This is a genomic window from Haloarchaeobius marinus (genome assembly GCF_051207415.1).
Taxonomy (GTDB): Archaea; Halobacteriota; Halobacteria; order Halobacteriales; family Natrialbaceae; genus Haloarchaeobius.
In genome coordinates this window covers 213,263-226,109 of record NZ_JBPKGD010000001.1, presented here as the reverse complement: position 1 = coordinate 226,109, position 12,847 = coordinate 213,263, and the positions used below count along the sequence as shown (strand labels likewise).

At 68.2% G+C, this 12,847-nt stretch carries 16 protein-coding genes; 10 read left to right on the top strand and 6 right to left on the bottom strand.

What is annotated here, in order from left to right; translation table 11 throughout:
• Positions 1–22: 22 nt before the first annotated feature.
• Positions 23–1,159, bottom strand: coding sequence for a M20 family metallopeptidase (locus ACSC1W_RS01210; RefSeq protein WP_435344685.1), 1,137 nt, complete (start codon positions 1,157–1,159; stop codon positions 23–25).
• 165 nt (positions 1,160–1,324) lie between these two features.
• Here ACSC1W_RS01210 and ACSC1W_RS01205 point away from each other — a divergent pair, with 165 nt between their 5' ends.
• Positions 1,325–3,187, top strand: coding sequence for a PINc/VapC family ATPase (locus tag ACSC1W_RS01205; protein ID WP_435344684.1), 1,863 nt, complete (start codon positions 1,325–1,327; stop codon positions 3,185–3,187).
• 12 nt (positions 3,188–3,199) lie between these two features.
• Here ACSC1W_RS01205 and ACSC1W_RS01200 read toward each other — a convergent pair whose 3' ends face one another.
• The 3 genes from ACSC1W_RS01200 to ACSC1W_RS01190 form a co-directional block, all read right to left on the bottom strand.
• Positions 3,200–3,727: a hypothetical protein gene (locus ACSC1W_RS01200; RefSeq protein ID WP_435344682.1), complete on the bottom strand. Its 528-nt coding sequence runs from the start codon at positions 3,725–3,727 to the stop codon at positions 3,200–3,202.
• Positions 3,728–3,783: 56 nt separating this feature from the next.
• A complete protein-coding gene (locus tag ACSC1W_RS01195) occupies positions 3,784–4,188 on the bottom strand; it encodes a hypothetical protein (RefSeq protein ID WP_435344680.1) in 405 nt (134 codons plus the stop codon).
• A 221-nt stretch (positions 4,189–4,409) separates the two neighbouring features.
• Positions 4,410–4,682, bottom strand: coding sequence for a winged helix-turn-helix transcriptional regulator (locus ACSC1W_RS01190; protein WP_435344679.1), 273 nt, complete (start codon positions 4,680–4,682; stop codon positions 4,410–4,412).
• A 137-nt stretch (positions 4,683–4,819) separates the two neighbouring features.
• On the opposite strand from ACSC1W_RS01190, the gene ACSC1W_RS01185 reads away from it, so the two are divergent.
• Genes ACSC1W_RS01185 through ACSC1W_RS01175 form a run of 3 tightly spaced genes read left to right on the top strand, consistent with a single transcriptional unit; the run spans position 4,820 to position 8,335 of the window.
• On the top strand, positions 4,820–5,158 hold the full coding sequence (locus ACSC1W_RS01185; RefSeq protein ID WP_435344677.1) for an EMC6-like membrane protein: 339 nt from the start codon (positions 4,820–4,822) through the stop codon (positions 5,156–5,158).
• A 3-nt stretch (positions 5,159–5,161) separates the two neighbouring features.
• The gene (locus ACSC1W_RS01180) at positions 5,162–6,976 is read left to right on the top strand and encodes a ribosome biogenesis/translation initiation ATPase RLI (RefSeq protein ID WP_435344675.1); all 1,815 of its coding nucleotides are present in this window, start codon (positions 5,162–5,164) and stop codon (positions 6,974–6,976) included.
• 54 nt (positions 6,977–7,030) lie between these two features.
• Positions 7,031–8,335 (top strand): hypothetical protein, encoded by a 1,305-nt coding sequence (locus tag ACSC1W_RS01175; RefSeq protein ID WP_435344673.1) that lies wholly within the window; start codon positions 7,031–7,033, stop codon positions 8,333–8,335.
• 40 nt (positions 8,336–8,375) lie between these two features.
• On the opposite strand, the gene ACSC1W_RS01170 is transcribed toward ACSC1W_RS01175, so the two are convergent.
• Positions 8,376–8,897, bottom strand: a complete 522-nt coding sequence (locus ACSC1W_RS01170; protein WP_435344671.1) for an archaemetzincin family Zn-dependent metalloprotease — start codon at positions 8,895–8,897, stop codon at positions 8,376–8,378.
• A 39-nt stretch (positions 8,898–8,936) separates the two neighbouring features.
• Between ACSC1W_RS01170 and ACSC1W_RS01165 the strand changes: the two genes are divergently transcribed.
• From ACSC1W_RS01165 to npdG, 4 genes are all read left to right on the top strand, one after another.
• Positions 8,937–9,341, top strand: a complete 405-nt coding sequence (locus ACSC1W_RS01165; protein WP_435344669.1) for a UPF0146 family protein — start codon at positions 8,937–8,939, stop codon at positions 9,339–9,341.
• Between the two features lie 59 nt (positions 9,342–9,400).
• A complete protein-coding gene (locus ACSC1W_RS01160) occupies positions 9,401–10,273 on the top strand; it encodes a TIGR01548 family HAD-type hydrolase (RefSeq protein WP_435344667.1) in 873 nt (290 codons plus the stop codon).
• A 67-nt stretch (positions 10,274–10,340) separates the two neighbouring features.
• Positions 10,341–10,709, top strand: a complete 369-nt coding sequence (locus tag ACSC1W_RS01155) for a DUF7534 family protein (RefSeq protein WP_435344665.1) — start codon at positions 10,341–10,343, stop codon at positions 10,707–10,709.
• A gap of 59 nt (positions 10,710–10,768) precedes the next feature.
• Positions 10,769–11,437, top strand: coding sequence for an NADPH-dependent F420 reductase (gene npdG, locus ACSC1W_RS01150; protein WP_435344663.1), 669 nt, complete (start codon positions 10,769–10,771; stop codon positions 11,435–11,437).
• Between the two features lie 79 nt (positions 11,438–11,516).
• On the opposite strand, the gene ACSC1W_RS01145 is transcribed toward npdG, so the two are convergent.
• Positions 11,517–11,786 carry a thioredoxin family protein gene (locus ACSC1W_RS01145; protein ID WP_435344661.1) on the bottom strand — a complete coding sequence of 90 codons (270 nt, stop codon included), beginning with the start codon at positions 11,784–11,786 and terminating at the stop codon, positions 11,517–11,519.
• Positions 11,787–11,977: 191 nt separating this feature from the next.
• Between ACSC1W_RS01145 and ACSC1W_RS01140 the strand changes: the two genes are divergently transcribed.
• On the top strand, positions 11,978–12,139 hold the full coding sequence (locus ACSC1W_RS01140) for a preprotein translocase subunit Sec61beta (RefSeq protein ID WP_435344659.1): 162 nt from the start codon (positions 11,978–11,980) through the stop codon (positions 12,137–12,139).
• Positions 12,140–12,205: 66 nt separating this feature from the next.
• Positions 12,206–12,823 carry a pyridoxal 5'-phosphate synthase glutaminase subunit PdxT gene (gene pdxT / locus ACSC1W_RS01135; RefSeq protein WP_435344657.1) on the top strand — a complete coding sequence of 206 codons (618 nt, stop codon included), beginning with the start codon at positions 12,206–12,208 and terminating at the stop codon, positions 12,821–12,823.
• Positions 12,824–12,847 lie beyond the last annotated feature (24 nt).

Sequence of the window (12,847 nt, the reverse complement as noted above, 5' to 3'; positions counted from 1 at the left end):
GTCGACGGTCCACACGGTGGGGTCACCCGTGGTTCGACTGCGGCCACGTCTCGGCCAGCCCACGGTACGTCTCGTAACACGTCGAGAGCACGTCGAGACGAACGCTCTCGTCGGCCGTGTGTGCCTCGCCCTGCTCGGCCGGACCGCAGACGACGCAGGCGGTCCCGGCCGCCGCGAGCCAGCCAGCGTCGGTCGCGTGGGGCTTCACCACGAACTCGCCGGCCCCGTCCTGTGCCCCCCGGGCGGCTTCGAGGACGGCGTCGGCGAAGGCGTCGTCCGAACAGCGCATCGGCGGGAGGTCCTGGTCGACGTTCCAGGTGACCCCCTCGACGGCCTCGACAGCCCCGAGGTCTGCGCGTTCACCGGGAACCGTGCGCTCGTCGACCGTCACGTCACAGCGCTCGGGGATGACGTTCAGCGCCGTGCCGCCGGCGATCTCGGTGACGACGACGCTCCCCGAGAGTTCCTCGCCGGCGACGGTGACCGTCGGCCAGTCGACGCCCCGGAGCACGTCGACGGCGTCCGTGGCGCGGTAGATGGCGTTCTCGCCAGCATCGGGTTCGCTGGCGTGTGCAGCGCTCCCCCGGGCGGTGACGGTGCTCCCCCGGCGACCCTTGTGCGCGACCACCACGTCGAGGACGCCGGGTTCGGAGTAGCCCGTCGACCCCTCGGCGACGAGCGCCCAGTCCGGAGCGAAGCCGTCCGCGATGGCGGCGCGTGCGCCGACGCCCCCGACCTCCTCGCCGACGAAGGAGGCGAAGACGAGTTCGCAGGACGGGTCGGCCGGCAGTTCGGCGTCGCGGAACGCGAGCAGCATCGCCGCGTCTGCCCCCTTCATGTCGGCGGTTCCACGGCCGTAGAGGCGGCCGCCCCGTTCGGCGACGACGTACCCGCCGTCGTCGTCGACCTGCGACTCGTCCGGCGGCACCACGTCGTGGTGGCCGACGAGGGCTAGCGTCCGGTCGGCGTCCGCCGCACCGTCACCGCCCCGCCGGGCGACGACGTTGCCGCCACGGGACCCGTCGCCCGCGCCGTCCCTGGTCACGTCGGCGTCGGTGTGCTCACGGAGCCATCGTTCGAGGAAGTCCCCGGCGGCGGCCTCCCCGTCGTGGCTCGGAATCGAGACGAGGTCGCGGGTGAGCGAGGTGAGTTCGTCCATGGTCGGTTCACTCGCTCGCCGGGCAAGAAGGTTAGCAACGGACGAGTACCTGACCAGTACCCGGCGGTACCCGACGGAACCGTTGCCCGCCCGGCCTGCCGGAGTCCGGGACGGGACGCCCGTGGGTCCGTGCCCTTATGAACCGTGACGGCCGTAGATAGGAGTATGAACGTCGTACCGGACACGAGCGTGGTCATCGACGGCCGCGTGTCCGAGAAAGTCGACGACGGCGAGTACGAGGGGGCCACGATACAGGTCCCCGAAGCCGTCGTCGCAGAGCTGGAATCGCAGGCGAACGAGGGGCTCGATACGGGCTGGCAGGGGCTGGAGGAACTCCAGCGTCTCGCCGCCCTGGCCGACGAGGGCGTCATCGAACTGGAGTACGTCGGGGAGCGCCCCGACGCCGTCGAGCGTGGTCACGCCGCGGAAGGCGAGATAGACGCGCTCATCAGGGACCTCGCGGCCGACCTCGGTGCGACGTTCCTCACGAGCGACGTCGTCCAGGCCGAGGTCGCGAAAGCGAAGGGGCTCGACGTCGACGTGCTCTCGCCCGAGGCGCGGGAGATAGAGCGACTGCAGATACAGAACTACTTCGACGACCAGACGATGAGCGTCCACCTCCGGTCCGACGCGGTGCCGATGGCGAAGCGCGGCGCACTCGGCGACATGCACTACCAGAACATCGCCGACGAACCGCTCTCGGACGAGACGATGGAGGAGTACGCGGCCGAGGTCATCAACGCCGCCAAGGAGTCCTCCGACGGCTTCCTCGAACTCTCGCGGACCGGCATGGACATCGTCCAGTTCCGCGACTTCCGCATCGCGGTCGCTCGACCCCCGTTCGCCGACGGCATCGAGATAACGGCGGTGCGACCCATCGCCCAGACCGACATGGACGACTACGAGCACGCCGACGAACTCAGAGAGCGCCTGCTCGAACACCAGCGAGGCGTCCTCATCTCGGGTGCGCCCGGCGCCGGGAAGTCCACGTTCGCACAGGCCGTCGCCCGGTTCATCGCGCACAACGACTACTCCGTCAAGACGATGGAGAAACCGCGCGACCTCCACGTCGGCCCCGAGATAACGCAGTACACCGAACTCGACGGCGACATGGCGAACACGGCCGACGCCCTCCTGATGGTCCGGCCCGACTACACCATCTACGACGAGGTCCGCAAGACCAACGACTTCGAGGTGTTCGCCGACATGCGCCTCGCCGGCGTCGGCATGATCGGCGTCGTCCACGCGACGCGGGCCATCGACGCGCTCCAGCGCCTCGTCGGTCGCGTCGAACTCGGGATGATACCCCAGGTCGTCGACACCGTCGTCTACATCGAGGCCGGCCAGATAGCCAAGGTGTACGACGTCCGCACCGAGGTCAAGGTGCCCCACGGACTCACCGCCGAGGACCTCGCCCGCCCCGTCATCATCATCGAGGACTTCGAGACGGGCAAGCCGGAGTACGAGATTTACACGTTCAACCGGCAGGTCGTCACCGTCCCCCTCACCGACGACGGCGACGAGGACACCGGCGTCGGCCGCATCGCGAAGAAGGAGATCGAACGCGAGATACGCTCCATCGCCCGCGGGCACGTCTCGGTCGACCTCAAGGGGCAGAACACCGCCGTCGTCTACGTCGACGACGACGACATCTCCGCGGTCATCGGCAAGGGCGGCGGGCGCATCACCGACATCGAGAACCGCCTCGGCATCGACATCGACGTCCGCACCCACGACGAGAACCCGGACTACCGGACCGGTGGCTCGGGTGGTGGGGACGGCGGAGGCGGCGACACGGCCGAGGACGCCGGCCAGCTCGTCACGCCCGAGATAACGTCCCGGCACGTCATCGTCCCGGTCGACGGCCACACCGGCGAGACCGTCGAGGTCCGCGCCGGCGGCGACTACCTCTTCACCGCCACCGTTGGACGGGGCGGCGAGGTGCAGGTCTCCCGTGGGTCCGCCATCGCCGAGGAACTGGAGCGCGCCATCGACCGGAAGCAGACCATCACGGTTCACACGGCCTGAAGACGCCCGACGTCAGTCACACGCGACGACCTCCCAGCCGAACGTCGGTCGCGTGCCGTCGGCGTTGGGCGCACGCGCGGCGAAGGAGGTCGAGACGTAGTACCAGCCCGTGGAGACGGTACTCCCCGCGAACGTTCGAGTACCGTAGCCGTCTTCCGTGAAGTCGAGAGAGACCTCGGCCCGGACGACGAACCCCGAATCGAGTCGGTCGCCGACGGACGTGTGCGACCCGTCGAACCCGGAGACGTCGACGTCGGGGTCCGTCTGCAGGTCGTCTCGGCCGTACGCTTTCTCGTACTGCACCGCGAATCCTGTCGCGCTCGACTCGGTCAGCGACGACGGGAGCGTCGGGTACACCTCACCGGGCACCGTGACCGTACAGTCCTCGGACGGCGTCGGGACGCCCTGGGGGAGGGTCGAGACTGGTGATGTGTCCGTCGCACTCGCCGTCGTGTCCGACGCGGCCGGGTCTGACGACCCGCCACCGAGGCAGCCACCGGCGAGACAGACACCGAGCGAGAGGAGTGCACGTCGTTCCATACGTCTCCGGCTTCCGGCACCGGAATGAGCTTTCGGGTCGGGCCTGCCTGCCCGCCCTACTCCTCGTCGTCCGGCCGGACCACGTAGTCGTTCGCCCGCCAGAGGAACGTGAAGAACGCGCCGAAGTAGCCGACGCCAGCGCCACCCCAGCCGGCGATGCTCGGCGAGAACCCCTCCAGCGCCGTCGCCGTCGCCAGCGCGACGATGATGGCGGCGAGTTCGACGAACACGAGGTCGCCGAACTTCGCCGCAAGCGAGCGCTCTTCGAGGTACCTGTCCACGTCGAACGTCTCGCCGACGAGGGCGAAGACGGCGATGCCGACCGGCGTCGAGAAGGCGATGCCGAGGGCGGTCCGCTGGGCCTCCGACATCCCCGGAATCTCCGTCGCCTGGAACGTCCCGGCGACGACGCTCCCGACGACGAGGAACGCGAGCACCGCCGCGATTCGCTTGTAGTTCATGCGCCGACAAGCGGGCCGGGAGGGCAAAGGCGGTTCGACTCGGGTCGACTCCCCGGTCGAACGCGTCGCCGCCCGAGTCCCGTCGGTCATCCCTGGCCAGTGTCCGGCCGAGGGAAGACGCGCGTGGCCGTCGCTCCGGTGCTATCGGGTGAACGGAGCCGCCGCGGTCGAGGCTGTGTTCAGTCGCTAGCGACCACGGCAGCCCAGAACTGTCCGGCCGGTCACTCCGCGCAGCAGGGTTCGGCGTCGCCGCCGTCCGCCGCGACCGCTTCCTCTATCTCGTAGAGACTCTGTCGAGCGTCGGCAAAGTAGACGTCCTGGTTGACAAGGTCGATGTCCTGCAACCGTTCGAGCGCGTAGCGAACGGTGCGCGCGGAGAGCATCGACTCCTCGACGATCTGTTTCTGCGTGAGTGGCCCGTCGTATTCGAGTACCTTGTACACGAGCTTCGCGCTGGGCGGTAGCTCCTCGAGTTCCTCCCCGGATGTACTCATCGTTACGAATCGAAAACTGCCACGCCCATAAAGATTGACCCCAACGGCTGGGTGCTTGAAGTGCGTCGACCCGGGGAACCTGTCTCCGACGAGCGACAAGCGAACGCCTTTTTACCGGCGCTCACGGACCCACGAACATGGTTACCGATACAGCTGACTCCGACACCGGTAGTGCGGAGAGTCAGCACTTCGAGACGGTGACGCGGACTGCCCTGTCGGCAGGGGCCGGCGTCGCGGCGGCGTTCGTCTCGGCGATGCTCACCGCGGGGGCGGAGACGGCCGCAGCGGCGGCGTCAGACCAGACGGCACAGCTCGTCGTCGTCGTCGCTATCGCGATACAACCACTCCTGCAACGACTCCTCGGCGTCTACAAGGACGACTTCGGCGCGAAGGACTTCCTGTTCATCGCGTTCATGACCTTCTCCTTCTGGTTCGTGACGTGGGGCATCATGCTCACGGCACAGCACACAGGATAACCCATGGCCGAGGATAGCATCGCGGTGGTCGACCTGGAGCGCTGCCAGCCAGACCGCTGTAACTACGAGTGCAAGAACTTCTGCCCGCCGAACCGCACGGGCAAGGAGTGCATCACCCTCCGGGGCGAGGACGCCATGGAGGGAAAGCCCGACCAGGTGCGCATCTCCGAGGAGATCTGCCTGGGCGAGACCTGTGGCATCTGCGTCGAGAAGTGCCCGTTCGACGCCATCGAGATAATCAACCTGCCACAGGAACTCGAGGACGAACCGGCCCACCGCTACGGCGAGAACGCCTTCTCGCTGTACGGCCTGCCCGCGCCCCAGGAGGGCCGGGTGACCGGTATCCTCGGGCCGAACGGCATCGGGAAGACGACGGCGGTCCGCATCCTCGCGGGCGAGATGCGCGCCAACCTCGGCGAGTACGGCACCGAACCCGACTGGGAGACGATACTCGACCGCTACCGCGGCACGGAACTCCAGGAGTACCTGCGCGACCTCCGCGACGGCGACGTGACCGTCGCGCGAAAGCCCCAGTACGTCGACCAGATTCCCCGGCAGTTCGACGGGACGACCAGCGACCTGCTCGCTTCGACCGACGAACGGGGTGCGCTCGACGACGTCGTCGAGCGACTCGACATCGGACCGGTGCTCGACCAGCACATCGACAACCTCTCCGGCGGCGAACTCCAGCGCGTCGCCATCGCCGCGACGCTCGCGCGCGACGCCGACTTCTACTTCCTCGACGAGATAACGCCGTACCTCGACATCGGCCAGCGCGTCACCGCCGCACGACTCATCCGGGACCTGGCGTCCGACGGCGACCGGTCGATGCTCGTCGTCGAGCACGACCTGGCCATCCTCGACCTGCTCGCGGACAACCTCCACGTCGCCTACGGTGAACCCGGCGCGTACGGTGTCGTAACCACGCCGAAGTCGGTTCGCAACGGCATCAACGAGTACCTCGCGGGCTACCTCGACAACGAGAACATGCGCATCCGGCCGAACGCCATCGAGTTCGAGGAGCACGCGCCCCGGACCGTCGAGCGCGGCGAGGTGCTCGTCGAGTACCCCGACCTCGAACTCAGCTACGGCGAGGGCGAGTTCTCGCTGGCCGTCGACGGCGGCACCGTCCACGAGAACGAGGTGCTGGGCATCGTCGGGCCGAACGGCATCGGGAAGTCCACGTTCGCCAAACTGCTCAACGGGTCGCTCTCCCCGACCGCGGGCGAGCTGGACTTCGAACTCGACATCTCCTACAAGCCCCAGTACGTCGAGATAGACCAGCCGATGCGCGTCGACGTGTTCCTGCAGTCCATCACCGACCAGTTCGGCTCCTCGTACTGGAACACCGAGATCGCCCAGCCGCTCCAGCTCGAACGCATCATGGAGCAGAACCTGGAGGACCTCTCCGGCGGCGAGCGCCAGCGCGTCGCCATCGCGGCCTGTCTCTCCGAGTCGGCCGACCTCTACCTGCTGGACGAACCGTCGGCACACCTCGACGTCGAACAGCGCGTCCAGGCCACCCGGGCCATCCGGCGCTACGCCGAGGCCCAGGACGCGACGGTCATGGTCATCGACCACGACATCTACATGATAGACCTGCTCGCCGACCGGCTACTGGTCTTCGACGGCGAACCCGCCGAGCACGGGCACGCGGGCACGCCCCAGGGGATGCGGTCCGGTATGAACGAGTTCCTCGCCAACCTCGACGTGACCTTCCGCCGCGACGAGCGGACGAAGCGCCCGCGCGTGAACAAACCCGGGTCGCAACTCGACAAACAGCAGAAGGAGCAGGGCGAGTACTACTACGCGCCGTAGGACCGGTCGAGCCGAATCGAAGCCCTAAGGTGCGCCATCGCAGTAGGGAGGAGCGTGCAAGGTCTTCGTTCAGCAGCCGCCGCCCTCGGTACGACCGGCGGACGCGCCCGATTGTTCGCGCTTCTGGCGGTCCTCTGTCTCGCGGTCGCCGTCGCGGGGTACGTCGTGACGCCGACCGAACCGCGGGTCGCCGTCCAGACGGAGTCGCCCAGGTCGAACACGCTCGTCGGCGTGCAGGGTTACCAGGACGACGGTCGGGCCATCGAGGTGACGCCCGACGGGGAGGTCGTCTGGGAGTACGACGCCCCCGACGACGTGTTCGACGTCGAGGCGGTGAACGACTCGACGATTCAGGTCTCGACGGCGACGACGGTACCCGACGCCGAGTGTCCCGACCCGTACGCGACCGACGGCTACGACGGTTGCGTCCGGAACGCCCTCCAGCACGTCGACCAGGAGACGAACGAGGTGGTCTGGGAGTACGCCTGGTACGACGTCGAGAAACACGAACACGAACTCCACGACGCCGACCGGTACGTCGTCGACGGCCAGTCGCGCTACGTGCTGGTCGACATGGGCAACGACCGCGTGTTCGCGGTCGACAACGCCGGCGAGACGCTCTGGGAGTGGAACGCGACCGACGACTACGAGCGCCCCGACGGGATGGGCCCCGAAGGCGACTGGACCCACGTCAACGACGTGGACCGGATCGAACCCGGCGTCTTCCAGATCAGCCTGCGGAACTTCGACACCGTCGCCGAACTCCACGTCGAGGACGGCGACGTCCGCGTCGAACCCGTCGTCGGTCCGAACGCCTACCACGCCGACGAGGCGGGGCCGCTGTACGAACAGCACAACCCGGACCGACTCGGTGACGACTCGCTGCTCGTCGCCGACAGCGAACACGACCGCATCGTCGAGTTCGGACCGAACGGCTCGGTGACGTGGACCGCCGGCGGCAGCGACGTGTTCGACTGGCCCCGCGACGGCGACCGCCTCTCGAACGGACACACGCTCGTCACGGACTCGTACAACGACCGCGTCGTCGAGGTGGACGAGCAGGGGACCGTCGTCTGGGAGGTCCAGTTGCGCACGCTTCCCTACGAGGCCGACCGCATCGAACCGTCCGAGCCGAGCGCGTCCGACGGGAGCGACGCCGGCCCGTCGGCGGTCGAATCGGAGTTCTCGACCGCGGTCGACGACGCGACCGTCGTCGAACGCTGGACGAAGTTCGCCGTCTCCATCGCCAAGTACGTCCTGCCGAACCGCATCGCAGAACAACTGTTCCCGCTCGTCGGCGCGCTGGTGTTCCTCCTGCTGGCCGGCGTCGAACGGTATCGGGCCACGCGTTCGGCCTGACGGCGGCCGAGGCGGTCACTCGTATCCGGACGACGCCCGGTCAGAGGACGTGGCGCTGGCAGGTGCCACAGAGGTTCTCCTCCTTCACGTCGACCTCGCGGACCGTCGGGGAGAAGTTCATCACGCATCGCTTGTTGTCGCAGTGCTCCAGTCCGAGCGTGTGGCCGATCTCGTGGACGATCTCCTTGCGGATCCGGTCCTCGAAGATGGCGTCGGAACTCTTGTTCGAGAAGCCCCCGTCGCTCGAGGTCTGGAGGCGGTAGGTCGAGACCACGCTCCCGCTCCCGTCGAGGTAGGCGAGACCGAAGACGTAGTTTCGCCGCCGGTAGAACAGGTCCTTCGGCGTGACGGCGATGTTCTTCTCACCGGAGCCGATTCGTTCCGCGAGCTGGATGAACTCCTCGGCCGAGTACTGGTTTCGCTTCGGGTCGTACGCACCGCCCGGGACGGACTGTGGCTCGTGAACCGACACGTCACAGTTGTACACCGACCGAAGTCCCTCGGACGCCGCTCGCTTCACTGCGGCAGAGACGTCCCCCACGGGGACGATGTCGACGAGCATGAGAAACCGTTAGGTAGCCCCCTGCATAAATATCCCGCCGTGGCAGTCGAATCGACCCACGCACTGGTGGACCGCCTCGGCGAGTTCGACCGCCTCGTCGAGGTCGGAATCGGTCGTCGAACCGACGTCGCGGCCGGCCTCGCGCGCCGTGGCGTCGACGTGACGGCGACCGACGTCCACGAGTTCGTGGTTCCCGACGGGGTGGGCTTCGTCCGCGACGACGTGACCCGACCGGAGGCCGACGTCTACGCCGACGCGGACGCGCTGTACGCGCTGAACTGCCCGCCGGAACTCCAGCGGCCCGTCCACGAACTCGCCCGCCGGCACGACGCCGCGTTCTACTTCACGACGCTCGGGGGCGACCCGGCGACGGTCCCGGCGGCACCCGAGACCATCCCCGGCGAGACGCTGTTCGTGGCGACGACCCGTCCCGACGTGCGGTAGGCCGGAACTCGGCACCGTCCTCCGATAGGCCCATTACCCGCCGGGACGGAATGCGTTCCATGCAGGTGGACACGGTCGTCCTCGACGTCGACGGGGTGCTCGTGGACGTGGCGGACTCCTACAGGCGAGCCATCGTCGACTCCGTCGAACGCGTCTACGGCGAGACCATCGACCGTGAGGACGTGCAGGCGTTCAAGAACGCCGGCGGGTTCAACAACGACTGGGAGCTCACCTACGCCGCGGCGCTCTACGTGCTGGCGACGCGGGAGGGTCTCTCGCTGTCTATCTCGGCGTTCACCGACGCGATACGCGACCACGGCGGCGGGCTTGAGTCGGCCGAACTCGTCGTCGGAAGCCGGCTCGGGGCCGGCGCACTGGAGGCGGTCCGCGAGGCGTGGGACACCGAGCGACTCCGGGCGGTCTTCCAGCAACTCTACCTCGGGAGCGACCGCTACCGGGAACTCGAGGGGGCAGAGCCGGACCTCGACTGCGAGGGCTACATCGAGGACGAACCGGTGCTCGTCGACCCCGAGACGGTCACGGCGCTCACCGAGAACTGGAACGTCGGCGTCGTCACGGGCCGCCCGAACGCCGAGGCCGACATCGCGCTCGAACGGGTCGGACTCGACGTCCCCGACGAGCACCGGTTCACCATGGACCACTGGGAGGAGGGGAAACCGCACCCCCACGCGCTCGTGACGCTCGCGGAGCGCTTCGACGCCGACGCCGTCGCGTTCGTCGGCGACACCGTAGACGACGTCAAGACCGCACGCAACGCGGCCGAGGAGGACCCGAGCAGGACCTACCGCGGCATCGGCGTCCTCACCGGGGGTCTCACGGGCGTCTCGGGCAAGGAGAAGTTCGTCGCCTACGGCGCAGAGGCCATCCTCGACGACGTGAACCTGCTGCCGGCGCTGCTGGAGTCCGACTGAGCGGTGCGCTGGGCGACGACCACCTTTCGGGGAAAGGTTCACCCCGGTCCCGCCTGAACGTCGTCGCATGTCCGAGTCACCCTCCGTCCAGCAGTCCGTCTGGCCCCCGGTCGTCCTCGGCTTCGTCCTCGTCGCCTGGTTCGCGCCGCCGGACCCGATGACGCAACTGCGGTGGGCCGCGCCGGGACTGGTCGTCGCCGTACTTCTCGGCTCCTGGTTCGCCCACGACGGCTACCGCGTCCTCGACGCCACCGTCTCGGACTGCTGGACGTTCGTCGTCACGTTCCTCGGTGGACTCGTCCTGGGAGGGCTGCTGGTCCCGAACCCGGTGCTGTCGACGCTCCAGCAGGCCCTCCTCGTGACGGCCTCGGCCCTCGTCGCCGTGGCGGTCGTCTACTACGGCGTGTTCGACCGGGTCCACGGCCTGTTCGCCTGACGCCGGACCGGCCTGCCGACTCCGAACCATTATTCACCGTCCGGGACGACGGTGCCCGTATGCGAATCGCACTGCTCGGTGGCACGGGCGACATCGGCCAGGGGCTCGCGCTCCGCTGGGCGTACGACACGAATCACGAGGTACTCGTCGGCTCTCGCGACGCCGAGCGGGCGCGGACCGCGGCCGAGGAGTACGAGACCGAACTCGACAGCCGTGGCGTCGACTGCACGGTCAAGGGGTTCGCGAACGAGATGGCGGCCGACAGGGCCGACGTGGTCGTGCTCGCGGTGCCGCCGTACCACGTCGGCGACACTGTCGAGTCCGTCGCGGACAGACTCGACGACGAGACCATCCTCGTCTCGCCGGCGGTCGGCATGAAAGGCGACGAAGACGGGATGCACTACCACCCCCCCAGCGCGGGGAGCGTCACCGCCATCGCGGCCACGGCCGCCCCGGACGACGTGTCCGTCGTCGGCGCGTTCCACAACCTCTCTGCCGGTCGACTGGCCAACCTCGACGCCGAACTCGACCTCGACACGCTCGTCGTCGGCGACGACGACGACGCGAAGGACATCGTCACGCGACTCGCCGCCGACATCGAGGGGCTTCGACCGCTCGACGCCGGCCCGCTGGCGAACGCACCCGAGGTCGAGAGCGTGACGCCGCTGGTCATCAACGTCGCCCGCTACAACGACGGGATGCACGACGTCGGCGTCACGTTCCACTAGCCGGGTTCGGGTCTCGGACGAAGGGAACGTATCTGGCGTGCCCGGCGGACCACCCCGGGCCGCGCCACTCTCACCGCGCTTACGCGCCGGCCTTCTCGAGTGCGTCTTCGATGTCCTCGCGCTGGGTGACCCCGACGAAGCGTTCGACGACGCCGTCGTCGTTCTCGATGATGAGCGTCGGAAGCGAGCGGACCTGGTACTCGTTGGCGACGTCCTGTTCCTCGTCGACGTTCACCTTCTCTACCTCGAAGCGTCCATCCCAGTCCTCCTCGAGTTCGTCGAGGATGGGGTCCTGCGTCTTGCAGGGCCCACACCAGTCGGCGTAGAAGTCCTTGAGCGTGACAGCCATAATCGATGCGGAAGTTCCGACGCTGCGCGCATAAGGGTTTGGTTCGACGCGCCGGACACACGACCGCGGTTCGGGGAAGACAGGTGCGCCAGCGCCGCGTTTCGGCCGTCAGGCCGGGAACCCGGGCGTCGGGAGGTCGCCGTCGGGGACGGGTCGAAAGCTTTAGACGGTCTCGGTCAGGAGGACCACGTATGAGCAAGGGAGAGAACTCCGGCGGGCTGATGTCCAGTGCCGGACTCGTCCGCTACTTCGACGCCGAAGACCGCAACGCAATCCACATCGACCCCAAGACGGTCGTCGCGTTCGGGGTCTTCTTCGGCGCGCTCGTGATGGTCATGCGCGTCGCCCTCTGAGGCCGAGTCCGACCGCGAGCGAGCGTTTTAGCGAGACTTTTGAATCGTGGGTGGCTACACTCCGGTATGACACTGACTGCTGGCGTCGTCGCCGTCCAGGGCGACGTCTCCGAGCACGCCGACGCGATCCGTCGGGCCGCCAGCGCCCACGGCGAGGACGTCGTCGTCCGCGAGATACGCGATTCTGGCATCGTCCCCGAGTGCGACCTGCTCTTGCTCCCCGGTGGCGAGTCGACGACCATCTCGCGACTCCTCCACGAGGAGGGCATCGCAGCCGAGGTCGTCGCCCACGTCGAGGCCGGGAAACCGATGCTGGCGACCTGTGCCGGCCTCATCGTCGCCTCCCGCGACGCCAAGGACGACCGGGTCGAGACGCTCGGACTGGTCGACGTGAGCGTCGACCGCAACGCCTTCGGCCGCCAGAGAGACAGCTTCGAGGCACCGCTGGACGTCGAGGGACTTGACGAACCGTTCCCCGCCGTGTTCATCCGCGCACCGGCCATCGACGAGGTCGGTCCCGACGTCGAGGTGCTGGCCGAGTGGGACGGCCGCCCGGTCGCGGTGCGGGACGGGGCGGTCGTCGGCACGTCGTTCCACCCCGAACTGACGCCGGACGTTCGCATCCACCGGCTCGCGTTCTTCGCCGACCGGTCGGCCGAGGGTGCCGAACCGCTGACCCGGTGAGGCGCAGGCTTTTCTTTCTCGCAC